Genomic DNA, 25,433 nt, shown 5'->3' with positions numbered 1-25,433 from the left:
GGCCTCAGTCGCCCCGCTTCTCCGCCAGGAAGCGCAGCGACGCCTGACCCGTGCGCGTGGCCCCCAGCGCGGCCAGGACCTCGGTGGCCTCCATGAAGGACAGGGCCTCCAGCTTCTCCCGCGCGGCGTCGTCCAGCGGCGGCAGTTGCTCCTCCAGCACGCTCAGCAACTGGCCCGCGGGCAGTCCGGCGGCAGCGGCCTTCTCCTCCACGCTGGCGCGGACGTCCGGCGGCCACGCCCCCAGCGCGAGCCGCTCGAAGCCGCCCACGCAGTCCACCTTGCGCACGCCCGCCGCCACGTACGTGGGCAGCCCGCCGACCCGGGCCGCGCCCGCCTCGCCCACCGACAGCGCGGCGTCGTACTCCGAGGCCAGCTCCACCAGGCTCCGCAGCAGCCGCACGTCCGGCTCGCCCTCGCCCAGCGCGGACTCCGGCACCCGGACGAAGTCCACCGGCACCTTCCACTGCCTGAGGCCCTCCAGCAGCGTCCGGTACGCGTCCACGAACCCACCCGAGGCGGCCGGTCCCGTCAGCTCCAGCGCCAGCTCGCGCTCGGTCACCGGCGCCACCAGGGCATTCACGGCCTCCACGGCCTCGTAGGAGTCCAGCCGGGACAGGTCCAACGACACCAGCGAGAAGCCGGCGTCCACCACGCGGTAGATGCCGTCCTTCAGGGCGTCCAGCGTGTCCGCGTCCGCCCGGGCCACGCGAATGGGCCCGGCCTGGAGGAACAGCGGCCGCGCGTGCTCGGCCTCTGCGGCCACCTGGTGCGCGGCCGCGACGAAGCGCTCGGGCGCCCCACGGTCCGACAGGGGGTGGGGGCAGGCCAGCCCCAGCACGGCGTCCTCGGAGCGGGCCGCGCGCAGCAGCCCTGGCAAGGCGCCCTTCGCCTGTACCGGCAGACACGGCAGCGCCACCGGCGCCTCCGCCAGGGCACGCAGCAGCTCCCGGGGGTTGAGCAGCGGCACGCGCGAGCCCGCGCCCACCCGCGCCACCGTGTTCCCCGGCCGTAACGTCAGCACCTTGTCCAGCACGTTCATGGAGCGCGGAGAATCATCCGCCCGCGCCGTCCGAGGCAAGGTGAAGCTGTCAGGAGCGTCCGCTGGGGCACGCCCCCGGGGCCCGAGGGCCGTCAGTGGACCTCACCCAGGTGGGCGTAGGTCTCGCTCTCGATTTGAATCGTGGTGTGGTCGATTCCGAAGCGGTCGTACAGGTCGTGCTTCACCGCGGAGAGAATCTCGTCGTTGTTGCAGACCATGGGGTCCTGCACCACCAGGTGCGCTGACAGCGCGTAGACGCCGCTGGAGATGGTCCACACGTGCAGGTCATGCACCGCCGTGACGCCCTGCGCGCGCAGCATCAGCTCCTTGATTTGCGCCAGGTCCACGTGCGCCGGCACCGCCTCCATCAGCACGTCCACCGCGTCGCGCACCAGCCGCACCGCGCCAATGACGATGACGAGCGAGATGACCACCGAGATGATGGGGTCCACGACGTACCAGCCCGTGTACGCCATGATGCCCGCGCCCACGAGCACGCCCACCGACGACAGCGTGTCCCCCAGCACGTGCAGGAAGGCCCCGCGCACGTTCATGGAGTGGGAGCTGTGCAGGAACCCCAGCGCGCCCAGGTTGGCCAGCAGGCCCACCGAGGCCACGATGGCCATGGGCCCGATGTCCACCGGCGCCGGCGAGCGCACCCGCTCCCACGCCTCATAGAGGATGAAGCCGGTGATGCCCATCAGCAGCACGCCGTTGAGCAGCGCGCTGAGGATCTCCATCCGGTAGTAGCCGTACGTCTTCTTCACGTCCGCCGGCTTGCCCGCGAACCACAGCGCCACCAGGCTCAGCGCCAGCGCGGACACGTCCGTCAGCATGTGGCCCGCGTCGGACATCAGGGCCAGCGAGTTCGTCAGCCAGCCGCCCACCGCCTCCGCCAACGCGATGGTGGCCGTCAGCACCAGGGCGAAGATGAGCCGGCGCTTGTCCTTCTTCCGCTCCTCCGCCAGTCCGCCCTTCCGGGGACCGTGCCCATGGCCGTGCCCATGCCCATGGCCGTGATGATGATGGTGGCCATGACCGTCGTGGTCATGCTCGTGACCATGCCCGGCTTCACCGCGGGTGTAAGGGGAGGTAGTCACAGGAGAGGGGGGTGCGGATAATGCCCATTCATGAGGTATGAGAGGCCGGGAATCTGGCCGCCGCCAGGCCCGGCGTCCCCTGCTCCGGAGCGTGGGGAGACGCGACGGAGGTGGGGATGGACTACGGGAAGCATCTGAACCTGCACACCATCATCATGCTCAGGGATGTCATCCGCAAGTGGTGGCAGGTCGAGCTGACGTTCGCGGACCGCCACGGCGTGGTGCGTGAGTGGCAGCGCGGGGAATTCAGCCCGCCGCCGAACGCCCTCTGCCGCGTCGCCCTGACCTCGAAGGAGGGCTTGCGGCGCTGCGGCCAGTCCGTCCGGGTGCTGAACGAGAAGTTCAAGGCCAACAAGAAGGTGCGCCGCTCGCTCATCCACGACTGCCACCTCAACTTCACCATCGTGGGCGCGCCCCTCTACATCGCCAACGAATACGAGGGCTTCCTCTTCGTCGAGGGCTTTGCCCGCCAGCCGCTCGACGCGCGTGAAGCGGACGTCCTCAAGTCGAAGGTGCGCCAGTTCGCCCCGCCGCACGCGGCGCTGGACGGGTTGAGCGAGCAGGTCCCCGTCCTGGACGGCGCCGACCTGAGCAAGCTGTCCGACCTGCTCGAGTGCGCGGCGAACGAAATCGCCAGCCACGAAGCGGCGGAGGCCTCCCGCCAGGAGGACGGCGCGCCCGCCGTGTCCCGCGAGCTGAATGAGCGCTACCGCTTCGAGAAGATCATCGGACGCTCCGGGCCCATGATGGAGGTGTTCCGGTTGATGGAGAAGGTGGCCAACTCCGACTCCACCGTCCTCATCAACGGCGAGTCCGGCACCGGCAAGGAGCTGGTGGCCCGCGCCATCCACCTCAGCGGCCCGCGCGCGCAGCAGCCCTTCGTGGTGCAGAACTGCTCCGCCTTCAACGACAACCTGCTGGAGAGCGCCCTCTTCGGCCACACCCGCGGCGCCTTCACCGGGGCGCTGCGCGACAAGAAGGGCCTCTTCGAGGTCGCCGACACCGGCACCTTCTTCCTGGACGAGGTGGGCGACATGTCCGCCGCGCTGCAGGTGAAGCTCCTGCGCGTGCTCCAGGAGGGCACCTTCCTGCCCGTGGGTGGCACGCAGCTCAAGGAGGTCAACGTCCGCGTCATCGCCGCCACCCACAAGGACCTGGGTGAGCTGGTGAAGCGGGGCGAGTTCCGCGAGGACCTCTACTACCGCATCAACGTCATCCGCGTGCAGCTGCCGCCCCTGCGGGAGCGGCGCGACGACATGCCCGTCCTCATCGACCACTTCCTGCGCAAGCACCACCGCGAGGGCCAGCGCGCGCGGGGGCTGGACGCGGAGGCCCTGGCCATCCTGGGCGCCTACGCGTGGCCGGGGAACATCCGCGAGCTGGAGAACGAAATCGAACGCCTGCTCGTGCTGGGGGGCGAGCTGGAGTCCATTCCCGCCGAGCTCATCTCCAGCCGCATCCGCGACGCCGTGTTGCCCGGCGGAGGCCCCTTCATCTCTCCGCGCGCCCACGGCAAGCTGCACGAGGCCGTGGAGGCGCTGGAGCGGGAGATGATTCAGCAGGGACTGATGCGCACGCGCTACAACAAGAGCCGGCTGGCGCGAGAGCTGGGCATCAGCCGCTCCAACCTCATCCTGAAGATCTCCCGCTACGGCCTGGACAAGGGCCTGCCCGAGGACGAGGCGGAGCTGGGCGACGCATGAGCCCCGGCACGCGGTACTTCCACCAGGACCGCCTGCGCGTCCCGGACGGCGCGGAGCTGTACTACCAGGTCCAGGGAGACGGCCTCCCGGGCATCGTCCTCTGTGACGGCCTGGGCTGTGACGGCTTCGCCTGGAAGTACCTGGCGCCCTACCTGGTCCGGAACCACCGCGTGCTGCGCTGGCACTACCGGGGCCACGGCCGCTCCACCGTCCCCGCGGACCGCTCGCGCATCGGCATGCGGTACACCTGCGATGACCTGCGGCGGATGCTGGACGCCGTGGGGATGGAGCGCGCCGTCCTCTTCGGCCACTCCATGGGCGTCCAGGTGGCGCTGGAGTTCCAGCGCCGCTACGCCCAGCGCGTGTGTGGGCTCGTCCTGGTGTGTGGCAGCTACGGCAACCCGCTGGACACCTTCCACGACTCCACCGCGCTCAAGCGGGCGTTCCCGCTCATCCGCCGCGTGGTGGAGCGCTACCCGGAACAGGCCGCCCGCATCATCCACACGGTGCTGCGCACGGAGCTGGCGGTGCAGCTGGCCATCACCCTGGAGATGAACCGGGAGCGCATCGCCCGGAACGACCTGGCCCCCTACTTCGACCACCTGGCCCGGATGGACCCCGTCGTCTTCGTGCGCACCCTGGAGTCCATGGCGGAGCACAACGCGTGGGACCACCTGCCCTACGTGGACGCCCCCACCCTGGTGGTGGCGGGCGGCCAGGACAAGTTCACGCCCGGGTGGATCTCCGAGGAGATGGCCGCCCGGATTCCGGGCGCCGAGCTGGACCTCATCCCCGACGGCACCCACACCGCCCCACTCGAAGCCCCCGGGCGGGTCGAGGCCCGCGTCGAGCGCTTCCTTCGGGAGCGGCTGAATGTGCGCACCGCCGCCCTCTCCCCTTCACCTACACCGGCGGTGAGTCCTCCCCCAGGCCATTGAGCGGGCATAAACGCCCGTTGGAAGGTGCCGACACCCGGGTGTTGTTCATGGGTGGCAGGAGTGAAAACCCGCCCGCTCGGATGCTGGACTTCCGGCTGCATTGCAGGGGACGCACTCGCGGCATATAAGCGCCCGCCTTCCGGGTTCCGGTGGGGTTCGGAAGCCCCGACCTCCTCGGGCGTACCCCACCTTCCATCACAGTTCGGTTCGTATGATTCCTCGCGAAAACATCCGTAACGTCGCCATCGTCGCCCACGTTGACCATGGCAAGACCACGCTCGTCGATCACCTGCTTCGGCAGGCGGGCACCTTCCGCAGCAACGAGCACGTCGCCGAACGGGTGATGGACTCCAACGACCTCGAGCGAGAGAAGGGCATCACCATTCTCGCGAAGAACACCGCGGTCAACTACAAGGGCATGCAGATCAACATCATCGACACCCCGGGTCACGCCGACTTCGGTGGTGAGGTGGAGCGCGGTCTGCGCCTCGTCGATGGCGTCATCCTGCTGGTGGACGCCGCCGAAGGTCCCCTGCCCCAGACGCGCTTCGTGCTCAGCAAGGCCCTGGCCATGGGCCTGAAGACGGTGCTGGTCATCAACAAGATCGACCGCCAGGACGCCCGCGCGAAGGACGTGCTGGACCTGGTGTACTCGCTCTACATCGACCTGGGCGCGGACGAGAAGCAGCTGGAGATGCCCGTCCTCTACACCGTCGCCCGCCAGGGTCAGGCGTCCACGGACCTGGACGTGCCCGGCAAGACGCTGGAGCCCCTGTACGACGCCATCATCAACCACATCCCGCCTCCGCCGACGTCGCAGGAGACGACGCTGCAGTTGCTCGTCGCCAACCTGGACTACGACGACTACGTCGGCCGTCTGGCCGTGGGCCGCGTGCAGGCCGGCCGCATCACCGCCAACATGCCCGTCTCCGTCTGCCGCGAGGGCGGCAAGCTGCAGCCGGGGAAGATCGTCAAGCTGTACGGCTTCTCCGGCCTGAAGCGCGTGGAGATTCCGGACGCGGGTCCGGGTGAAATCGTCTCCATCGCCGGCATCGAGGAGATCTCCATCGGCGACACCATCGCCGACGCCGAGAAGCCGGTGGCCCTGCCCCGCATCACCGTGGACGAGCCCACGATGATGATGATCTTCAAGGTCAACGACGGGCCGCTGGCGGGCAAGGAAGGCAAGTTCGTCACCTCCCGCAACCTGCGTGAGCGCCTCTACCGCGAGGCCTACCGCAACGTGGCCGTCCGCGTGGAGGACACCGAGACGCCGGACGCGTTCCGCGTGGTGGGCCGCGGCGAGCTCGCGCTGGCGGTCATCATCGAGAACATGCGCCGCGAAGGCTACGAGCTGACGGCCTCCAACCCGGAGCCCATCACCAAGGTTGTGGACGGCCAGGTGCACGAGCCCATGGAGCTGCTCTTCTGCGACGTGCCGGAGAACAGCGTGGGCGCCGTGACGGAGCGCCTGGGGCCCCGCAAGGGCCGCATGGTGGACATGGGCAGCCTGGGCTCGGGCCGCACCCGGCTCCAGTTCCGCATCCCCGCGCGCGGCCTCATCGGCTTCCGCTCGGAGTTCCTCACCATCACCCGTGGCGAGGGCATCATGAGCAGCCAGTTCGACGGCTTCGAGCCGTGGTTCGGCTACATCCCCAAGCGGCAGAACGGCGCCATCGTCTCCGACCGCCTGGGCGACACCGTGCCCTACGCGCTCTTCAGCATCCAGGAGCGTGGCTCGCTGTTCATCGGCGCCAGCACCACGGTGTACGAGGGCATGATCATCGGCGAGCACTCGCACGCGTCCGAGCTGAACGTGAACTGCTGCCGCGAGAAGAAGCTCACCAACATCCGGGCCTCCGGCCGCGACGAGAACGTCATCCTCACCCCGCCGCGTGAGATGGGGCTGGAGAAGGCGCTGGAGTGGATTGCCGACGACGAGCTGGTCGAGGTGACGCCCAAGTCCATCCGCATGCGCAAGCGGGCGCTGGCGGTGGGTGACCGCTACCGCGCCGAGCGTGACCGCAAGCGTGAAGAGCGCGCGGCCGACTAGGCCTCCGCGCCCGACTGAAGTGCCGAGGGCCCGTTCCCACAGCGTTGGGGGCGGGCCCTTCGTGCGTCCGCGCTCAGAACGTGTACTTCACCTTCGGAAACACGGCGAAGGACGTGATGTTGGGACCGATGATGTAGCGGGCCAGCAGGTCCGCGCCGACGGAGAAGTGGTCCATGCCCGTGGCGTACTCCACGCCGAAGCCCAGGCCCGCGTTGGGCGCGCTGACGGCGCGTCCCGGGTCGCCCGCGCCAGGGTCCACGGGCGCCGGGTCCAACCGCGTGTAGCCCGCCACCACCTTGGGCGTGAGGAACAGCCGGTCCATGACGCGCACGTGGTAGGCCACCGACGCGTTGAAGAAGGCCATGGTGAAGTTGTCCGACAGCGCGCACGTCTCCGTGCCGGGCAGGTAGCCCGCGAAGCAGTTCTGCGCGGAGGAGCCGAGCCCGAAGTGCGCGCCCAGCGACAGCTTCTCCGTGAGGTCGTACCCCACGCCGAGCTGAAGGTACGTCTGGGCGTTGGAGTAGGCGTTCTCACCGCCCACGGTGAAGAACACGCCGATGTCCGTCTCGGTGAAGAAGCCGCGGCGCGGCTGGAACTCCACCCCCTCCGGTGGCGTGGCCGCAAGAGCCGGAGACGACAGCAGCGCGAGCGCGGCAATCAGCTGAGACTTCTTCACGGGTCCTCCCGACAGACGTGCCCTCCCAGCGCAACGCGGGAGCGGCGCAGACGTTAATGACGCCCCCGCGGAACCGGCAGTGGGGGAAAAACGAAAGTGGCGTGGACCGTTTCGTCCACGCCACTCGGGTCCTTCACGGGCCGCGCCCGCCGCTCACCCGCCCGCGGGCGAAAAGAGCCAGGGGTACGTCACCGACACCACGCCGCCGCCCTTGGGCTCCGGGAACTTCCAGCGGCGGATTCGCGACAGCATGCAGCGCTCCGCCGAGGCGCTGTTCAGCGTCGTCTCGGAGACAGTCGCGTCGGACACCGCGCCCGTGGGGTCGATGACGAAGGCCACCGCCACCTTGCCCGCGAGGCTCGGGTCCTTGTTCAGCTCCGACTCGTAGCAGTACTTGATCTCCCCCTGGTGCCGCCGGATGACCTTGGCGATGACGTCCTTGTCCAGGCCGCCCACCACCGTCGTCTTGCCGGGGATGACCTTGGTGATGGACTTGCCACGGCCGCCCAGGTCGATGCCGCCAGAGCCGCCCGTGCCACGGCCGGTGCCCTGCGTCCCGAGCCCACCGATGCCCAGCGCGGTGCCACCAGCGCCCTTGCCGGTACCGCGCGAGCCCAGGCCGCCGACGCCCTGCGCGTCACCCATGGCCGCGCCGCCCTTGAGGCCGCCCAGCGCGTCGTTGATGCCCGTGCCGAAGCCGCCGGGGCCGAACACGTCCGACGCCCCACCCTTCATTCCCTTGAAGGCGCCCAGCAGGCCAGCCTTGCCCACCGCCTGACGGTCCTTCTCCTTCTTGCTCTTGTCCACCACGGGCGTGCCGGGCTTGGAGGGCGCCGCCTCCTGCTGCTTCGCCTCCTCCTTGCCGAACTTGCCTTCCTCGTCCTTCGCCTTGGCGCCCTCTTCCGGCGCGGACAGCTGGAGCTTCTTCGCCTCCAGCTTCTTCTGCGGGGTGATGAGCAGCTTCGCCACGCGCTGCTGGGACTCGAAGATGTCCGCGCTCCGCGGCAGCTCCTGGCGCGGCGTCAGCACCATGGCCAGCACCACCGCCAGGCCCGCCAGCAGGCAGATGCTGGTGATCTTGAAGAACGTGAAGTCGGAGTCCTTCAGCGACGCGGCGGTGATGACCGGAGACGGCTTCACGTAGCGCGCCACGAAGGACACCGTGCCCAGCGACACCTCCACCCGGTCATGCAGGCCCAGGGTGAAGCGCTGCTCGGCGGCGTCACCGGCCTGGCCGGAGAGCGCGCCCGCGGCCCGCAGCGCGTCCTTGGTGCGCACGTTGCCCTGGTTGGTGACGAAGGCGCGCGAGCCCGCGGGCGCGCGCACCTCCAGCCCGTCCTTCTTGCTGACGGCCAGGACGTGGCGCTTGCCCACCGACGGCGCGAAGACGTTGAAGAAGTTCTTCTTCGCCTCGCCGATGGTGACGGGCACGCCGTCCTTGAAGTGCTGGACCTCCAGCAGGGTGTCGCCCCACAGCAGGGCGACCTGGAGGACGCGCGCCTCGGGCGTGGGCCGGGCCTCGGGAGGCAGTGGCTCCTGGAGGTGTGGCGCCACCGTCCGCCGCGTCGTGGAGGGCATCGTGCGAGGCTGGAGCCCCGGAGGCGCCTGCCGGGGCGGCTCGACCGGAAGCACACCGGGAGAGGCCACCCGCTCCACGCGGTTGCCCAGCGCCGTGGACACCTGGCGCATGGGCGGCGGCGGCGCGGGCACCAGGTTCGGCAGGTCTGCGCGCGGCTGCGTCTGCATGCCACGCATCGGCGGCGGTGGCGTGGCCACCCGCCCCTGGAACACCGGCCCCGCCACCCGCGCCCCCGCGGGAAGCGGTCGCTCGGGCTGGGTCGCTCCGAAGAGCACCTCCACCCGGCTGCCGCCCACCATCAACACATCCCCCGGGTTGAGCGCCGTGGGCAGGACGAGCCGCTGTCCCCGCACCTCCGTGCCGCCCTCACTGCCCAGGTCGATGGCCGTTACCGAGCCATCCTTGTCCACCTTCAGCATCACATGGAGATTCGAGACCCGCGGGTCCTGAATCTTCACTGCTGCCTGAGCGCCCGACCCCACAATGACGCTCTCGGCCTCCGACACGGCTTCCGCCGTGGAGCCATCCGGCCCGGTGATCCGAAGCGTCAAGCCGTTGTTCTTCGCCGCCGCCATGAGGATTTTCCCTCTTCCCTTCCGCCCTGAGAACGACTGCCGCCGCCCGCTGCCGCTAGAGGTTGTCGACTGACTTCTGTAACTCTGGATCGAAGTTGTCCCGGACCTTGATGAGACTCTGGAAGTCCGTCTTCTTCCGGTGGAGCAGGTACGAGCCCTCGGGCTTCGTGAGCTCGCCTTCCACCGCGACATCCGTGAAGTCGATGACCGTCTTCTTCCGGAACACGGTGCGGTCCTCCTCCTGGATGACCTTCACCGTGTCTCTCGACTCCTGCGCCATCGCCACCGAGGGTGCCGCCCACAGCCCCAGCACCACCACCGCTGATACGAGTCGCCTCATGCTCAACCTCCCAATGCACAGCGCGATCCAACCTCAAGTCCTTGAATCCAGGGGAGCTCGCCTCCTCATCCGGATGTTGCAGCCTGGAGAGAGGAAAAAAGTTCCGTCTCTCTTCGCCAGAACTCCAGCCTGCCCGCTGGGGTGATGCCCCGGATGCCTGTCCAACCCCACTCCGCCCACGGGGTTGGCGAGCGCCAGGTGGCTCGCACCAGCCCCTGTCGCGAAGACGGCGTTGCCACTTCGGTGAGTGGCAACGCCGCGGGGTCCTGCATCTCGCTTTCAGGGACAGCCGCTCTACTCGCCCGCGGGCGCACCTTGCTCACCGGCGGCCTCACCCGCCGGAGCGCCGTCCGGAGTGGGCTCGGAGCCGGAGCCCCCCATGGCGTCATCCTCGGGCCGGGTGCCCGCGCCACCCGTCGCGTCGTCCGCGGGCATCGCCTCCGTGCCCTGCCCCGGCGGTGCGCCCGCGCCGCCCGTGGCGTCACCTTCCGGCGCCACCTCCGCGCCCTGTCCAGGCTCCGCGCCCTCCGCACCTTCGGCGCCCTGCGCGGGCTGCTGCGCGCCACCGCCGCCGATGGCCTCATCCGCCGGAGCGCCTTCGCCTTCCGCGGTGGCGGGCGCGGCCTCGGGCGCCGGGGTCTTGAGCATGTTCTCCAGGCCCTGGACCTTGGCGATAATCATCTGCTTGTCATTGTCGGACGTCGTCTCCAGCCCCTTGCAGCGGTCGAGGAACGTGATGGCCTTCTGCCAGCCCGCGCGGTCCGACGCATACGCCCAGCCCGCGCCGCACACGGCCTCCGGAAGGTCCGTGCGGGTGGCCAGCACCTTCTCGAACGCCTCACCCGCGGCCAGCCCCTTCTTCGGATCGCGCCCCTTCTGTCCGTCCAGCGCCCAGGCCAGGTACAGCGTCGCGTCCGGCGAGCCCGGCTCCAGCTCCGCGGCCTTGCCGAAGGAGCGCTCGGCGCCCACGTAGTCGCGGTAGCTCAACGCCAGCGCGCCCAGGTTGAGGTAGCCCGGGGTGAACTTCGCGTCCAGGGAGATGGCCTTCTGGAACTGCACCAGCGCGCGGGCCCGGTCGTCCAGCTTCAGGTAGACCATGCCCAGCAGGTTGTAGAGCGCCGGATCCTTCTCCGAGTGCTTGCGCGCGTTGCCAGCCAGCAGCTCCGCCAGCCGGTACTTCTCCCGCGCGTAGGCCACGTGCGCCAGGTTCTTGTACGCCCCCGGGTTGTCCTTGTTGCGCACTAGCACGCGGCGCGCGGCGGCCTCGGACGCGTCCAGCCTTCCGGCGACGCGATAGGTGATGGACAGGCTGTTGAGCAGCGACGCGTCGTACTCGCGTCCAGGCGTCTTCAGCGCCCGCTCGAACAAGGCGATGGCTTCGTCCAGCCGCCCCTGCTCCCGGTACATGACGCCCAGGTTGACCACCGCGGGCACGTGCGCCGGGTCCAGCAGGAGGACCTTCTCGTAGGCCACGCGCGCGTCGTCCGGACGGCCCTGGCGCTCGGCGATGACGCCCAGGTTGAACTGCGCGTTGAGGCTCTGCGGCAGCACCTCCACCACCGCCTCGAAGCCCTTGCGCGCGCCGTCCAGGTCCCCCGCTTCATAGGACTGGAGCGCCGCCGCGAAGGCGGACTCCGCGCTGCCTGACTTCTGCGTGGGCGGCGGCACCGGCTTCGGCGCGGGCTGCTGCGCCGCGGGCGGCGTCACCTCCGGCACGTCGGTCTGCTTCTTCTGCGGCCCCGACGCACACGCCGCCGTGAAGGCCAGCGAGCCGACGAGGAGCGAACGGAACCAGTTCATCTGCGTCTTCCCCGCCCCAACCTGAAAGGAATCCATGCGAAACGGCTTCATCGCAGCACCTCCCCGCGCGCCGCCGTGGGTGCCTGCGCCTCGTCGTCCAACGGCATCGACGAATCCGCCGGGTCCTCCGGCGTGGAGGCCGGCTCGGAGGCCGGGACTGGCGTCGTCGCGGTGGCGCCTTCCAGCACGCGCACCAGGTCCGACCGGACGAGCGTGTCACTGCCGCGGTAGTTCACCTGCCGCACCTGCGCGTAGGCGCCCGGACGCAGGCGGTTCACCTGGTCCTGCGCGGCCAGGGTCCACGGGCTGTAGACCCCCAGCTCGTAGGCCTTCTCCAGCGCCTTCTCCAGGGCCTCGGAGGCCTTGTCCTCCAGCGGCAGCGCCAGGTTCTCCAGCTCGCCGCGGTACATGGCGAGCTGCTCCTCGTCGAGCCCGGACGGGTCCGGCGAGTCCATGATGTTGCGCGCGAAGTCGGCGTAGGCCAGGCCGATGCGCGTGAGCGCCGCGATGCCCCAGTCACCGGAGCCGGTGGACAGGACGGCGAGGTACTCCTTCTCCAGCCGCACAATCTCCTTCTGCTTCGCCGCCAGGTCCCGGCGGATGGTGCTCACCCGCGAGAAGCGGATGCCCGTGTAGCGCTTCCACGCTGGCTCCAGCGACAGGAAGCGCGCGTGGCCGTAGGCATTGAGCACCACCGTGTCCTTGCGCGCGCTCTCCGGCAGCCGGTTCCACGCCCGCACCAGCTCGCCCTGCACGCGCTCCTGCTCGCGCGCGTTCTTCAGTTGCTCGTACGCCAGCAGCTCGTGGTAGCGCGCCTGGTACACCTGCGCGGAGGTGGAGCGCGAGTCACGGCCGTACGTCTCCGCGAAGGCGCCGAAGGCCCGGGCCGCCTCGCTCCACTTCTTCTCCTTCTCCCACGCGAGCGCCGCCGCGAAGGCCACCTGCGGCACGTCCTTGCGGTCCTTGAAGCGGGAGACGTACGCGTTGTAGGCGGCCACGGCCTTCTGCGGCTCACCCGCGCCTTCCCACCAGACGCCCGCGTTGAACTGCGCGTCCGCTACCCAGCCGCCAGCCTCGTCCAGCAGCGACTTGCGCTCGGCGGCGAGCCGCTGGCGCTTGGACTCCGCGTCCTCGGCGCCCGGCGCGGCCTGCGTCCTGGCGGCCTTCTTCGTCACCTTGCGCTTGCCGTTGGCGTCGTCCGCCTTCAGCGCGGCGTCGTAGCTGGCGACGAAGGACTCCGCCATGACGGCGGCCTTTCGGTACTCGGCGACCTTCTCGTAGAGGCCCGCCAGCGAGTAACGCGCCTTCAGCTCGAAGGGGCTGCGCGGGTACTCCTTGAGGAAGCGCTCGCCCGCGGCCAGGCCCTTGTCGATTTCGCCCGCTTCCTGCGCGATGATCATCACGTAGGTGAGCGCGCGATCCGCGTTCTCCGACTTGGGGAACTCGGACACGAAGCGGAGGAACTCCTCGGCGGCCTTCTTCGGGTTCTTCTCCTGCTTGTAGACGACCTCGTCCACCCACTTGTACTGGCTGCCTTCGACGACGTGGCTGACGCGCACGGCGAAGTCCGTTCCCGGTTTGGCCAGCTTCTTGTTCTCCAGGAACTTCTTCGACAGCGTGTTCAGCTCGATCCACTCCTCGCGGCTCTCCAGCACGTACATGGTGAGGTCGGCCGCGTCGCGAGAGCGGCGCTCCTCGGGGAACTTCTCGATGATTTCACCGAAGCGCCGGGCCGCGTCCACGAAGTGGCTGCGGTCATAGAGGATGACGGCGGCCTGGTAGCGCAAGTCGATTTCGTCCTGCGTGTTCGGATACAGCTTCACGTAGACGTCGCACGCGGCGACCAGCCGGTCCTCGAACTTCGTGAGCGCCTCTTCCTGACGGTCCTTCGCGTCGCGCTTGACGATTTTCTGCTTGGCGACGTCGCCCTTGTCCTTCTTCTCGTCGACCTTCTGGCCGTCGCGCAGGTCGCTCTGGGCGAGCTGGCCGCGCTCAATCTTCACCAGCTTGTCGTAGGCGAGGATGGCGTTGTACGAGGCGCTCTTGCGGTACGTCTCGTTGGACACCTCGCGCGCGGTGTCGCGGTCCGGAATCTTGAACGCCACCACGGCGTCGTACTCGGCCGCGGCCGCCTCCCACTCCTCCAGGGCCCAGAGGATTTCGGCGTAGAAGAAGCGGAGGTTGAAGGCGGAGTCCGCCACGAAGTCCGGGTTCGCGTTGGACGCGAACGCGTCCACGTACTGCTTGTAGATGTCACGCGCCAGCCGGTAGGTCTCCACCTGGCGCGTCTTCTGCGCCTCCTGGTGGTACTCGGTGACCATGACGCGCATGGCCTCTTCGGTGACGTTGAAGGCGTTGCGCAGGACGGTCGTCTTGTCCTCGTTGGCCTGCCACCACTGGCCACCGGGGCTGTAGAGGTCCACCATCCGCTTCATCTCCTTGCGGACCTGCTGGCGCTGGCGGAGCCCCTCATGGGCGCGGACGATGGCCTGCTGGTACTCCGGCGCGTTGGCCCCCATGGGCTCGTCGTCCACGAGCGTGCGGTACGTGAGGATGGCGCTGTCGAAGTGGCCCGCGTCCACCAGGCCCGCGGCCGTCTTGGCCAACAGGCGGCCCATGCGCTGCGCCGGCGCCTTCTCCTTGAAGTAGGAGATGGCCTGCTTCGGCTGGTCCAGTTGGACGTAGAAGACGGTCAGGTCGTTGAGCGCCTCGGTGCGCAGGTCGCCCAGCTCGGGGCTCTTCGAGGCGTAGTCCACCACCTCGTGAAGCTTCTTCAGGCCCGTCTCGTAGTCGCCGGTGTTGTAGTCACACCAGGACAGCTTGTAGACGGCGTAGGCGTAGATCTTCGGCACGCCCGAGTCCCGCGCCTTCTCGTAGTTCTGCTTGGCGGGGATGAGCTTGTTGTTCTCGAAGTAGTGGTTGCCGAGCTGGATGTACGCGTCCGGCACGAACTGCGACGTGGGGAAGTCGCGAATCAACTCCTCGTAGCGGGCCACCGCGTCCTCGCGGCGTCCCAGCTCGTAGTAGTTGTACCCCATGGAGAAGAGGACCTCGTCGCGCTGCGGATAGTCCGGGTACGCGCGGAGGAGGTCCTCGTAGATGCCCATCGTCTCCGTGCGGTAGCGCTCGCTGCCCGCGTGGTCCTGCTTGGGCGCGTCCACCTTCTCACCGCGCGCCACGGCCGCGTCGTATTCCTTCTCCGCCGCGAGGAAGCGCGTCATCTCCAACTCGTAGAGGTACTTGGACTTCTCCCAATAGAGCTCCGACAGGCGGTAGAGCATCTCCGCCTTCTGAGGATTGCCGTCCCGCAGCTTGGGGATGAGGCGCTTGAAGGCGGCGATGGCCTCGTCGCGCTTCTTGTCCGCCAGCGCGTCCCGCCTGGCGTCCGGGATGCGGGGCAGCTCCGCGAACTTCGCCGACGCGGGCCGGACACGCGCGGGCCCCTGCCGCACGTCCTCCGGCGCGACCCCTGGCGGCGGCGCCTTCTGCGCTGCCTTGCGGTCGGCCTGTGCCTTCGCGGCCTTCTTCTTCCCCGCCGCCTTGCTGGACACACCGGAGGTCTTCGACGCGGACGCCGCGGCGGGCTTCTTCCCCCCCCTGCGAGCCTGCGTTTCCGCCGCCTCTCCCACCCCGCCAGTGATGAGCACCGCGCCCACCGCCAGCGCACCGAAACGAAGAACCACCTTCATGCGAGCTCCTGCCGTGAAGCCGACCCGGCATGCGGGCAATCCAGCACCCACTGACGAGGGACGACGGAAAGTAGATGCGCACTTCTGGATTGAGAAGTGGCGGCGTCACGTGGAGCCGGCCCCTCAAGGTAGGTGCAGGCGTGACAGCCACGTCGGGGAGCCTACGGCTGCTGCTCAGCTGTCTTGGCCGGGCAGCCACGCTTCAGCGTGTATTGGTAGTAGCCAATCTCGTCGATCCAGAACTCGCCCTGGAACTTCCAATAGTTCCAGGCCGCGCCCGGCATCTTCGGGCGATACAGCGACTGCCCCTTCAGCAGCGCCTTCTGGTCCACGCCGGCCTGCAGCAGGTCCTTCTCATCCAATGCCGTCTGCACGCGGATGATTTCCGCCTGGTCGGAGAAGGTCCGCAGATTGTCCGCTGCCTCACGGATGCGGCTCTGCGCCAGCGTGCCGCCCACCTGCAGCAGCGTCCCGCGTATCTCCTCGAGCGACGCGGTGGACTGCGCCGCCAGCGGCGTGCCGCGCCAGCGTCCGTTCGCCAGCGCACGCTTCTCGTTGTCCACGCGCTCCAGCATCCGCATCACCTCGCGGATGCGCTCGTTGTTGCGCAGCCACAGGTACACCGGGCGCGGCAGCCGGCGGTTCTCCGCCGCCACCAGGTTGAAGGACTGCACCAGCGGCACGCCCTCCCCGCTGAAGGGCTCCAGTTGGGTCTCCATGGGGCCGTAGAGCTCGTCGAAGGCCGCCAGCGTCGTCTTCACCTCGTCGTAGAGGCACGAGTAGTAATAGACGGTCGCCTTGAGGATCCACGACTCGGGCTGGAAGGCCCCGGTGAACTGCGGCGCGTGCAGCGCCTGGAGGCTGCCGAGCGCCCCGCCGAAGTCCTCGTTCTGGAAGCGCGCGAAGCCGTTCTCGAAGAGGGCCTGGTCCCAGTAGCGCGAGTAGCGCGGCACCCGCTCATAGGCGGCGCTGGCGTCGGCGTACTCACCGCGGCGGTAGTGGAGCCGGCCCAGGGCGATGAGCGCCAGGTGCTGCGTGGCGCGCAAGTCAAGCTGCCCCTCCTTCGCGGCCAGCACCGCGTTGAAGGCGGCCAGCGCGTCCTTGTCCAACACGGAGGACTCGCCGGGGCGGCCCGGGAAGCGCGGGTCCGCCAGCACCACGCCGAGCAGGTAGCGCGACTTCGCGTACACGCGGCTGTCCCGGGGCACCGCCTCCAGCAGCGCGCGCGCTTCCTCGAAGCGGCTCTTGCGCTGGCTCACCGTGCCCACCAGGTAGTTGACGCGCGCGAGCACCTCCCTGGGCAGCGTCACCCAGCGGTCACGCACGTCGTCGGTGGAGGCCTGGGCGAGGATGCTGGGGATGAGGTTGTGCTCATCCAGTTGCTGCTGCAGGTCCACCAGCCCCTCCACCGCTTTGAGGTATGAGGGGTGCGAGGGCCCGGCGTTGACGATGGCCGCGTAGGCGATGAAGGCGGCGACGGGCAGGCCCTTCTGGGCCAGGGCCTGTCCGAGGAAGTACTCCGCCTTACCCTTCACCTCCGCGTCGGAGGCGCGCTCCGCGAGCTCGAAGAAGAGGGGCGCGGCGGTGTCCATGTCACCGGCGTTGAAGGCGGCCAGCGCGCGGTTGTAGCCACCCGAATCAGGCTGGGCGGACACCGCGAGCGGCGCCAGGGCGACGAAGAGGCTGAGCAGTCGTTTCATGGCGGTTCGGGCCTTCCTGCGCATCAGAAGAGGACAGAGAAGCCGGCGTAGAAGCTCACGTTGTTGAGGACGTCCGAGGACGGCTCGGCCACCAGGTCGCGGCCCAGGATGATGTCCTCGCGGTAGTTCTTCCGCGTCTTCGGGTCGACGCCGTCGAACTTCTCGTAGCGGCAGCTGCCGCTCAGGTTCAGCGAGGCGAAGTCCTGGTTGGCGGAGCGCGCCGCCTCCAGCGCCTCGAAGTCCGCCAGGTTGCAGCCGTCCACCCGGTCCACGCGCGCGGTGTAGATGAGGTCCCTCACCTCCACGCGCAGCGCATACGACTCGCCGAACTGGAGCCGGAAGCCGCCCCCCACCGAGCCCATGAACTTGGTGCCGGTGTCACCGAAGCGCGCGGGCACCTGGAACGAGTCGCCCTCCACCTCGTTCGTCACCTCGGGGCGGATGAGGTGGCGCGTGGAGCCGACGCCCGCGCCGCCACTGAGCACCACGCTGAACTGCGCGAGCGAGTTGTTGAGGAAGGCGAACTTGCCGTAGAGCGGCGTCACCTCCACGCCCGCGTGCGCGCCCCACACCAGCAGCAGCGACGAGGCCGCCTGCGCCTGCTCACGGACCTTGTCGATGAGCTCCAGGTTGAAGGCGCTCTCGTTCGAGTACCAGTTGTACTGGCCCATCACCTGGAGGGCGAAGTTCTCCTGCAGGTGGTAGGTGTAGTGCGCCGCCGTGCCCGCGTGGTTGGTGTACTTCCCGTTCACCTGCACCGTGGCCGGGTACACCGTCAGCTCGTGACGGCCCTCGTCCGCGAAGCGCTTCTTCTGGACGATGTGCACCGACACGTTGGGGTTGTAGAGCGGCGCTCCGTTCACCAGTCGCTGCTGCCGCGCATCCGTGGTGCGCGGCGCGTCGGCGGCCAGGCCGTCGGACGCCAGCACCGGCGCATCATCGGGAACTGGCGGCGCCTCCTGCCCGGCCACGCCCGTCGCCGCGGGCGCGGAGTCCGTCTCCACGGTGGGCGCGGGCTCGGCGGCGGGCGCCGGCGAGGGGTCGTCAACAGGGGAAGGCTCGCCGGCGGGCACCTCGCCCGTGCCCTGCTCAGGGGCCGCGCTGGAGCGGACACCCGCGGGCGGCGCGGACGCTTCGGCGGCCTCGGCGGGCACCCGCGGCTCGGGCCGGGACGAAGAGCCGACAGGAGCGTCCGGAAGCGACTGCGGCGGCGCGGACGGCGGCGGCACGGACGTCTCCGCACCGGGCGCGGGCACTTGCTGGACCTGCGCCAGCGCGAAGGCCGGAGCCGGGACGCGCGGCGCGGCCTGCGGGGCCGTGGCGACAAGGAGCGCGAGGGACAGGAACGGTCGCATAGTCAGGTGGACCTAGAAGGAGAAGGTGTAGCCAAGGTCGAACTGCACCAGGTGCGTGAGGCCAGGGCTGCGCGCGGGCTCACCCGTCGCCTGCCCCGCCTCCCACGCATCCCGCATCAGGTTGACGCGGTAGTTGTCCCGGAAGACCCAGTCGCGCAGCTCCAAGCGCACGCCGTGCGTGTCCCGGATGAAGAAGCGGAAGCCCACCGCCGCGGACACCACCGGGGCGACTCGCGACTCATTCACCCAGAAGTCCTGGGTGGCCGAGCCGCGATCATCCACCGACGTGCGGTTGTCACAGATGCCCAGGTCGCGGTTCACCACCTGCGTGCACTGGATGACGGAGTTGCGCTTGAACGAGCCCAGCCCGCCGCCCCCCCAGACATAGGCCTGGAAGTGGGCCGGCAAGTCGGACAGCAGGCTGAGCTTCCCGTAGATGGGCGCCCAGCGGACGCCGGCCACCCCGTGCAGGTTCATCTGCCAGAGGTCTTCCAGCTCGTCGGTGACGCGCTTGTCCTCCCGGTTGAGGAAGCTCTCGGAGATGGAGCGCGCCAGGCCCGTGTGACGGCTGGCCGCGTAGCCGGCCCGCGCCTCCACCGCGAAGGTATTGAAGAGGTTGTAGGCCACGCCGGCGTTGAAGACGTAGTGCGCCGTCAGGTGCGTCTGCAGCGGCAGACCGACACCGAAGGACACCTCCAACTTGCCGCCCGGCTCGTACAGCCGGTTGCGGACGACGACGCTGTCCAGGACGTTCTCGTCATCCTGTGCCGCGGCAACCGGTGCCGCCAGCGAGACGGCCAACGAAGCAAAGACGCAGAGCGTGCGTGCGATCATAATCCTGCCCGGCCCGTGGGGTGGGCCACCATGAGCGGGAGTGCAAGGAACTCCCCGAGCCACGGAGTCCGCGTCACCTGACGCTTGAGACTCCTTCGTGGTGCCTGGAGGTGCGCACGGCTTCCACGACCGACAAGCCGCGATGGCCAGGAGTCGGAATTCTTTTCACGGTCGCTCCCACCGGACGCCCACCGGTCAACGTTTCCGGGGCATGCCGTGGCACGGGACGTGATGAAGCAGGCAGGCGGGTCGTCACGCGGGGCAGACACCTGCCCACCCGCGGAAACCGCGCGCCACCCTGCCCCGCAAGACAAACGCCCCGCCCGGATGCCCGACGAATCGGGCCCGGAAGCGGGGCGTTTCGAGCGCTCAGACGCTCAGCGGCGAACTACGCGCCGCGCGCGGCCTTGTGCTGCGCGCGCATGGCCACCTTGATGCTGGGGCGGATGTAGACGACGCCGTTGTTGTGGCCGGCGACGGCACCCTTCACGAGCACCAGGCCCTTCTCCACATCCACGTCCACCACGGTCAGGTTCTGGGTGGTGACCTGATCCACGCCGTAGTGACCGGGCATCTTCTTGTTCGGGTACACGCGGCCCGGCGTCTTACGCTGACCGATGGCGCCCGGGTGACGCTGGTACTCGTGCGTACCGTGCGTCTTCGTCTGCGAACCCTTGAAGTTCCAGCGGCGCATGACGCCGGCGAAACCGCGACCCTTGGTGACGCCGGTCACATCGACCAGCTCGCCCTTGGTGAACATGTCCGCCTTGACGGCGTCGCCCACGTTGAAGGAGGCAGCCTCCTCCGGCGTGACGCGGAACTCCTTCAGGTGGCGGCGGTAAGGCGCGTTGGCCTTCTTGAAGAAGCCCCGCTCAGCCAGGTTGAGAATCTTCTCGCGGATCTCACCATAGCCCAGCGTCACCGCCGAGTAGTTGTCCTTCTCAGGGGTGCGCTTGCCAACGACCTGGCAGGTGCCCACGTCGATCACCGTGACCGGGACGAGGTTGCCCTCATCGTTGAACACCTGGGTCATGCCGATCTTCTTGCCAATCAGACCCTTCACGTCGTCCTCACTGCCAGCGCGCTGGTGGCGCGGAAAAACCCAATAAGTTCAATGACCTGGACTGCACGCGTCCCCGCGGTCGCCAGGAAGCGGCGCAATGTAGCAGACAGGTCCCCGCCGTCAAGCACTACGGGCGGATGCCTCTCTCACTGCGCGCGATCCAACCGCGGGTAGAACGGTGCGAGCTGCGCATCGTTGATGCGCTGTGCATACACGTCTTCGCCCAGGAGGAACAGGGCTTGATCCAGATAATCCTCCGAGGCCTGGACCTGTTCCTCCTTGGCGGCGATTGCCTGGTCGAGCTCCGCCATGCGGTGCTCGTGGTCCAGCTTCCGCGCCTCCTCCTCGTCCTCCATCTCCAGCAGGCGCTTGTGCGCCAGGATGCCGGCGGCGCCGGGCTGGCCGGGCACGGGCGTGAGGGCGGTGGCCAGGTTGGACTCCAGATCCTCCAGTTGCCGGCCGACCCGCATCTGCTGGAGCCGGTTCTTCTTGAGGTTGCCGCGGGCCAGTTCGATCTTCTCGGGTGACTCGCCGATCAGCTCCATGTCGCTGATCTTCTTCTCGAGCTTGAGCAGGCCGTCCTCGGCGTAGCGCTGTTCGGCCTTGCGAGACGCGAGCGTCTTGCGCAGGTCCTTCACCTTGCCGTCGATGGCGTCCACCGCCTTCTTCCACTTCTTGACGATGGCGGCGTGCTTCGCCCGCTCCTCACCCTGCACGGCGAGAAAGTCTGAATACGCCGCGTCCTCGTCGTTCATCTCCTGCTCGAGCGCCGCCAGTTCATCCCGGCGCGCCACCACGGCCTCTTCGGCGCGGTAGACGCGGTCCATGGAACGGGGGCAGGTGGGCTTGCCCGGCAACCTGTCCCGAGCCAGGTCGCCCAACTGGAAGATGAGATCGTTGTAGCTCTCCTTCGCCATGAAGGGATTTCTACGCCCAATGCTCGGCCACTGTCACCGGCGGAGCGAGAAAGCCGTGTCATTCCCTCAGGAGTCACCCGGGACGGCGCTGGCCGGCGCGTCGGCGTGGACCACGGGCCCCAGGGCCCCTTCGGCCAGGGACAGCAGCTCCCGGGAGCGGTCCTGCTCCTCGGTGCGGTTCAGCTCGCAGACCCACGCGGAGGAGAGGTCCGCCTGCTGACGGGCCAGCTCCGCGGTCGTCTCGTAGCGGGCGGCCGACGCGCGGGCAAAGGCCCCCTCGCGGCGGAGCTCCAGCAACGTATCCGGATCCAGCTCGATGTCCTCGGGAGGAACCGGCAGTGGACCGCGGCCCAGCGCGGCCAGCCGTGCGAGCAATCGCGAGGCGTGAGCCCGGCAGAACGCGGCCAACACCATCAGCCGTGCCCGGACCCTCGCATCCGCGATTCGCTCCGCCAGCGCCGTCATCCGCCGGGCGGAGACGACCTCCGCCTCCCACGCGGCGGCCAGCGCCGCGGCCAACCGGGTATGCCTCGCACCCATTGACGTCCCCCTGTTCCCTACCTTCAATCCGCCAACGTAGGAACGCCTCGCGCGGGATTCAACCGAGGGCGCGTTCAACCATCCAGTACCCACCAGCCGCGAGGATTCCGATGGACAGTCCCCTCACGGCCCTCGTGTGCAAAGCCGGACGGCGCTGGACCATGCGGAGGACGGGCAGCAGCACCGCCACCACCACCGCCTGCCCCAGCTCCACGCCGACGTTGAAGCCCAGCAGCGCCGTCACCGCGGACTCGCCCAGGCCGTAGCCGGCCAGCACGCCCGCGAAGCCGAAGCCGTGGATCAGCCCGAAGAGGAAGGTGACGAGCACCCGGTGCCGGTGCTCGCGCAGCACCAGGTTCTCCACCGCCACGTAGATGATGGACGCGGCGATGGCGGCCTCCACCCACCGGGCCCGGGCGCCGTCCAACACCACCCACCCCAGCGCGGCGGCCCCCAGCGTCAACGAGTGCGCCACCGTGAAGGACGTCACCAGCAACAACACCCGCTTCCAGCCGCCCCCCACCAGCAGCACGGCCAACAGGAAGGCCAGGTGGTCCACGCCCTCGAAGATGTGGCGCATGCCCAGGCCCACCCAGGCCGCGAAGCGGCTCGAGAGCGGCGTGCCGCGTCCGCCCTCCGGGACGTCCACCTCCGGCCGCGCGGCCTCCGCGAACACGGCGCCCGGGACCTCCCCTTCCCTCACGCTGCCCAGGAGCACCCGGTACTCCGGCGGCAGCCGCGCCAGCACCCGGAAGCGCTGGCGCATTCCGCCCGGTGGACACGTGAAGGTGGCGGACAGCTCCACGAAGGACTGGCGCGGCGCCGCGGCGTGCGCGGTCCGCGCGCATGGCAAGCCTCCGGAAGTCAGCGGCATCGCGTCCCAGACGCTCGCGGCGATGGCGTCACGCCGCGCGTCCAGCGCGGCCCGTGTGAGGAGCGAGCCCCCGTCCGCGTCGGCCAGGAGCAACGCCAGCGTCCGCGGCGTCATCGTCAACAGCTGACGGACCTCGGGCGCTTCGGGCCCGGCACGGTGCGCTTCAATATAGAGGATGTCGGCGTCGTGCGCGGCGGCGGCGCCCGTGGCCAACAGCAGGCACGCGAGCATGGCCCGGGGGGAGACCCACGTCATGTCCCCTCCAGCCTGCCGTCACCGCCCGCCCGCGTCCACCCCGGGCGCTACTCCGAGACGAAGCGCAGCTCCACCTGCTGGCGGCCGCTCATCGGATCATGCCGCGCGCCGCAGGAGAAGCAGTGGAGCGCCTGGTCCCAATCCCAGACGACCTTCACCTCTTCGCCGCAGCAGAGCATGGGCATGACGCGCAGCAGCTCGTCCGGCTCTGGCTCCATGGGGCCCGGCAGCGCCTCCGGCTCCACCGCCACGAAGGTCGGCCGGGGGTTGACGGCCAGCGTGCGCGCCACGTGCGCCAGCTGCTCGTACCGCACGTGGTTGGCCCAGCCGCGCGCCACGGCCTCCAGGTGCCCCTGCTGGGCGGGCGTGAGAAAGGCATCCGCCTCCGCGCGGTGGCCGCAGTACGGGCAGCCCCAGACGGGAACGCCCTCCACGCACTCGTGGGCGTTCTCGAAGGGGAAGAAGCCCAGGAGCTTGTGCAGCACCGCGCGCGAGTCCATGGGCCCCGGACGCGTCTTGAAGGGCCGCTGACACTCCGGGCACTCGCGGCGTGTGAAGCCCACGGAGTCCCGCGGCAGCTCCACGCCCATCACCTCGGGCGCCCGGCGCCTCACGCCGAGGCCGCCCGACGGCCGTGAGACACCACCGCCAGCAGGAACGCCACCATCGCGAACAACAGCAACAGGTGGACCCAGTAACCCTCGGTGGAGCCAGTGGCCAACCCCAGCCCCCACAACACCATCAGGATGATTCCCATCGTCCAGTACACGCCGCACCTCCACGCACGCACCACAGCCTGGCGCGGGCAAACCTAGGAACAGGCCCCCGGACGGGCAACCCGGTCCTTTTCACAGCCTCCCGTTGGGAACGGCACGTCCCAAACCGGGTATTTTTTCAGCTCCGCCAGGGAATCCAGCGCACCCGAAGTGGCGAATTCGTTGGCGCTCTTAAGGAGGAACACGCCGCGTACGACCTCTGGCACGCGGGCTGCTTAGGCGCTGCTCCGTCGGCAGGTCGGTACATCCGTATGGATACACGGGGCGCGAGCGGCACGGCGGCGCCGGGAGGGGTGGGATGAGGGGCTGGACGGTGGCGGTGGCGGCGGCGGCTTGGTTGGTGGGGACGGGGACGGGGGCGGTCGCGTTTCCGGTGCAGGTGCCGGAAGGCGCCCAGGGCGAGGGGCCGGAGGTGACGGAGCTGCGCGCGAGGCTGGCCGAGCGCGACGCCGAGCTGAAGGCGACCCTGGCGAGGCTGCACCTCTACGAGGATGAGGCCCTCTACGCCGAGGCCGAGGCCCTGGGAATCACGGAGATGGTGAAGGCCTCTGGCCTCCCCGCCCGGCAGCAGCGAAGGCTGGCGGTGGCCATCGTCCGCGAGGCGGCTCGCAACAACATCGACCCGCTCCTGGTGGTGGCAGTAATCCGCTGCGAGAGCTCCTTCAACAACTACGCGGTGTCCCACGTGGGGGCCATGGGCCTGATGCAGGTGATGCCGGCCACCGGCACCTGGCTGGCGGACAAGGCCGGCCTGCGGCTGGGCCGCTCCAGCAACCTCTTCGACTCGGAGACCAACGTGGAGCTGGGGACCGCGTACCTGGCGGACCTCATCCAGCGCTTCGGCACCGTGGAGAAGGCCCTGGTCGCCTACAACGCCGGCCCCGGGCTGGCCCGCCGCATCCTGGCCAAGAAGGAGGTCCGCACGAAGTTCATGGCGGGCTATCCCGCCAAGGTCGTGAAGGAATTCCGCAAACTGAAGGCCGAACAGACGAAGCAGCTCACACTGCGAGAGGCCCAGAAGGCGCACGGCCAGAAGAGCTGAGCGCTGAGCGACACGCCTTGCGACGGATGCACGACAGTCGCGAGAAAGTTGCGGGGTGGGGGGTAACCAAAACCGCGGACCCTGTGCACTGTGCGCCAGGCGGGAGCACCCCACGGGTCCTCCGTGGAAGGACTGGAGCGAAGACGCTCCAGCCAGGGCTCCGCGCCAACTTGGAGAGCACAGCAATGGCGGCGCTACAGATCCACCGTGAAGAGTCCGCAGGTTTCGTGACGCTGCGACTGGAAGGCACGCTGGACGGCAAGACGGCGGAAGAAGTCCAGACCTCCCTGAGCGCCCTGAGCGGGTGTGAGGTCGTCCTGGACTTCGCCCACCTGCGGGAGTTCAAGGACAGCGCCGTGGGTGTCCTGACTCGAGGCCTGGTGGAGCGCCCCGTCCAGCTGCGAGGCCTGGCCACCCACCACGAGCGGATGTTCCGGTACTTCGGTGTGGGCACAGGGACGTCGCCGCGCCCCGCCTACTACACGCCCGAGGACCTCTTCCTGTCGTAGGCGCTTCGCCGCCCCGGGAGGGAGGGAGCGTCCGCGGTGCAAGCCCGGACGCGAGGCGTGTTGGCAATCGAGGGAG

The 25,433-nt window shown here is 69.2% G+C and carries 21 protein-coding genes; 5 read left to right on the top strand and 16 right to left on the bottom strand.

Annotated elements, in window-relative coordinates; all coding sequences use genetic code 11:
• Positions 1-4: 4 nt before the first annotated feature.
• Entirely contained in the window at positions 5-1,039 is a 1,035-nt protein-coding gene (locus KGD87_RS06095; RefSeq protein WP_284666546.1) for a hypothetical protein, read from the bottom strand.
• 92 nt (positions 1,040-1,131) lie between these two features.
• Positions 1,132-2,139: a cation diffusion facilitator family transporter gene (locus tag KGD87_RS06090; protein WP_284666545.1), complete on the bottom strand. Its 1,008-nt coding sequence runs from the start codon at positions 2,137-2,139 to the stop codon at positions 1,132-1,134.
• A 116-nt stretch (positions 2,140-2,255) separates the two neighbouring features.
• Here KGD87_RS06090 and KGD87_RS06085 point away from each other — a divergent pair, with 116 nt between their 5' ends.
• From KGD87_RS06085 to typA, 3 genes are all read left to right on the top strand, one after another.
• Positions 2,256-3,842: a sigma 54-interacting transcriptional regulator gene (locus KGD87_RS06085; protein ID WP_284666544.1), complete on the top strand. Its 1,587-nt coding sequence runs from the start codon at positions 2,256-2,258 to the stop codon at positions 3,840-3,842.
• Positions 3,839-4,780 (top strand): alpha/beta fold hydrolase, encoded by a 942-nt coding sequence (locus KGD87_RS06080; RefSeq protein WP_284666543.1) that lies wholly within the window; start codon positions 3,839-3,841, stop codon positions 4,778-4,780. The genes KGD87_RS06085 and KGD87_RS06080 overlap by 4 nt, the downstream gene beginning before the upstream one ends.
• Before the next feature lie 211 nt (positions 4,781-4,991).
• On the top strand, positions 4,992-6,833 hold the full coding sequence (gene typA / locus KGD87_RS06075; RefSeq protein ID WP_284666542.1) for a translational GTPase TypA: 1,842 nt from the start codon (positions 4,992-4,994) through the stop codon (positions 6,831-6,833).
• Between the two features lie 73 nt (positions 6,834-6,906).
• Here typA and cglE read toward each other — a convergent pair whose 3' ends face one another.
• From cglE to KGD87_RS06005, 14 genes are all read right to left on the bottom strand, one after another.
• Positions 6,907-7,509 carry an adventurous gliding motility protein CglE gene (gene cglE / locus KGD87_RS06070; RefSeq protein WP_284666541.1) on the bottom strand — a complete coding sequence of 201 codons (603 nt, stop codon included), beginning with the start codon at positions 7,507-7,509 and terminating at the stop codon, positions 6,907-6,909.
• Between the two features lie 153 nt (positions 7,510-7,662).
• Complete coding sequence (locus KGD87_RS06065; protein ID WP_284666540.1) at positions 7,663-9,663, bottom strand: TonB family protein; 2,001 nt, start codon at positions 9,661-9,663, stop codon at positions 7,663-7,665.
• 55 nt (positions 9,664-9,718) lie between these two features.
• Entirely contained in the window at positions 9,719-10,003 is a 285-nt protein-coding gene (locus tag KGD87_RS06060; protein ID WP_176420846.1) for a hypothetical protein, read from the bottom strand.
• A 294-nt stretch (positions 10,004-10,297) separates the two neighbouring features.
• On the bottom strand, positions 10,298-11,854 hold the full coding sequence (locus KGD87_RS06055; RefSeq protein WP_284666539.1) for a tetratricopeptide repeat protein: 1,557 nt from the start codon (positions 11,852-11,854) through the stop codon (positions 10,298-10,300).
• The gene (locus tag KGD87_RS06050) at positions 11,851-15,492 is read right to left on the bottom strand and encodes a tetratricopeptide repeat protein (protein WP_284666538.1); all 3,642 of its coding nucleotides are present in this window, start codon (positions 15,490-15,492) and stop codon (positions 11,851-11,853) included. The genes KGD87_RS06055 and KGD87_RS06050 overlap by 4 nt, the downstream gene beginning before the upstream one ends.
• 161 nt (positions 15,493-15,653) lie before the next feature.
• Positions 15,654-17,192, bottom strand: a complete 1,539-nt coding sequence (locus tag KGD87_RS06045; protein ID WP_284666537.1) for a tol-pal system YbgF family protein — start codon at positions 17,190-17,192, stop codon at positions 15,654-15,656.
• A gap of 23 nt (positions 17,193-17,215) precedes the next feature.
• Complete coding sequence (locus KGD87_RS06040) at positions 17,216-18,547, bottom strand: outer membrane beta-barrel domain-containing protein (RefSeq protein ID WP_284666536.1); 1,332 nt, start codon at positions 18,545-18,547, stop codon at positions 17,216-17,218.
• A 12-nt stretch (positions 18,548-18,559) separates the two neighbouring features.
• Positions 18,560-19,381, bottom strand: coding sequence for an outer membrane beta-barrel domain-containing protein (locus KGD87_RS06035; protein WP_284666535.1), 822 nt, complete (start codon positions 19,379-19,381; stop codon positions 18,560-18,562).
• Positions 19,382-19,769: 388 nt separating this feature from the next.
• Positions 19,770-20,444: a 50S ribosomal protein L3 gene (gene rplC / locus KGD87_RS06030; RefSeq protein ID WP_163783976.1), complete on the bottom strand. Its 675-nt coding sequence runs from the start codon at positions 20,442-20,444 to the stop codon at positions 19,770-19,772.
• Between the two features lie 146 nt (positions 20,445-20,590).
• A complete protein-coding gene (locus KGD87_RS06025) occupies positions 20,591-21,361 on the bottom strand; it encodes a hypothetical protein (protein WP_284666534.1) in 771 nt (256 codons plus the stop codon).
• A gap of 66 nt (positions 21,362-21,427) precedes the next feature.
• A complete protein-coding gene (locus tag KGD87_RS06020) occupies positions 21,428-21,901 on the bottom strand; it encodes a hypothetical protein (protein WP_163783978.1) in 474 nt (157 codons plus the stop codon).
• Between the two features lie 58 nt (positions 21,902-21,959).
• A complete protein-coding gene (locus tag KGD87_RS06015) occupies positions 21,960-23,030 on the bottom strand; it encodes a HupE/UreJ family protein (protein WP_284666533.1) in 1,071 nt (356 codons plus the stop codon).
• A 47-nt stretch (positions 23,031-23,077) separates the two neighbouring features.
• The gene (locus KGD87_RS06010) at positions 23,078-23,644 is read right to left on the bottom strand and encodes a hypothetical protein (protein WP_284666532.1); all 567 of its coding nucleotides are present in this window, start codon (positions 23,642-23,644) and stop codon (positions 23,078-23,080) included.
• Complete coding sequence (locus KGD87_RS06005) at positions 23,641-23,799, bottom strand: lmo0937 family membrane protein (RefSeq protein WP_163787560.1); 159 nt, start codon at positions 23,797-23,799, stop codon at positions 23,641-23,643. The genes KGD87_RS06010 and KGD87_RS06005 overlap by 4 nt, the downstream gene beginning before the upstream one ends.
• Positions 23,800-24,104: 305 nt before the next feature.
• Here KGD87_RS06005 and KGD87_RS06000 point away from each other — a divergent pair, with 305 nt between their 5' ends.
• Positions 24,105-24,848: a lytic transglycosylase domain-containing protein gene (locus KGD87_RS06000; RefSeq protein ID WP_284666531.1), complete on the top strand. Its 744-nt coding sequence runs from the start codon at positions 24,105-24,107 to the stop codon at positions 24,846-24,848.
• 185 nt (positions 24,849-25,033) lie between these two features.
• Positions 25,034-25,357: an STAS domain-containing protein gene (locus KGD87_RS05995; protein ID WP_163783065.1), complete on the top strand. Its 324-nt coding sequence runs from the start codon at positions 25,034-25,036 to the stop codon at positions 25,355-25,357.
• Positions 25,358-25,433 lie beyond the last annotated feature (76 nt).

Source organism: Myxococcus sp. SDU36 (assembly GCF_030168875.1).
Taxonomy (GTDB): domain Bacteria; phylum Myxococcota; class Myxococcia; order Myxococcales; family Myxococcaceae; genus Myxococcus; species Myxococcus vastator.
The sequence above is the reverse complement of the archived record's forward strand: the minus strand, read 5'-3'. Positions and strand labels throughout refer to the sequence as shown.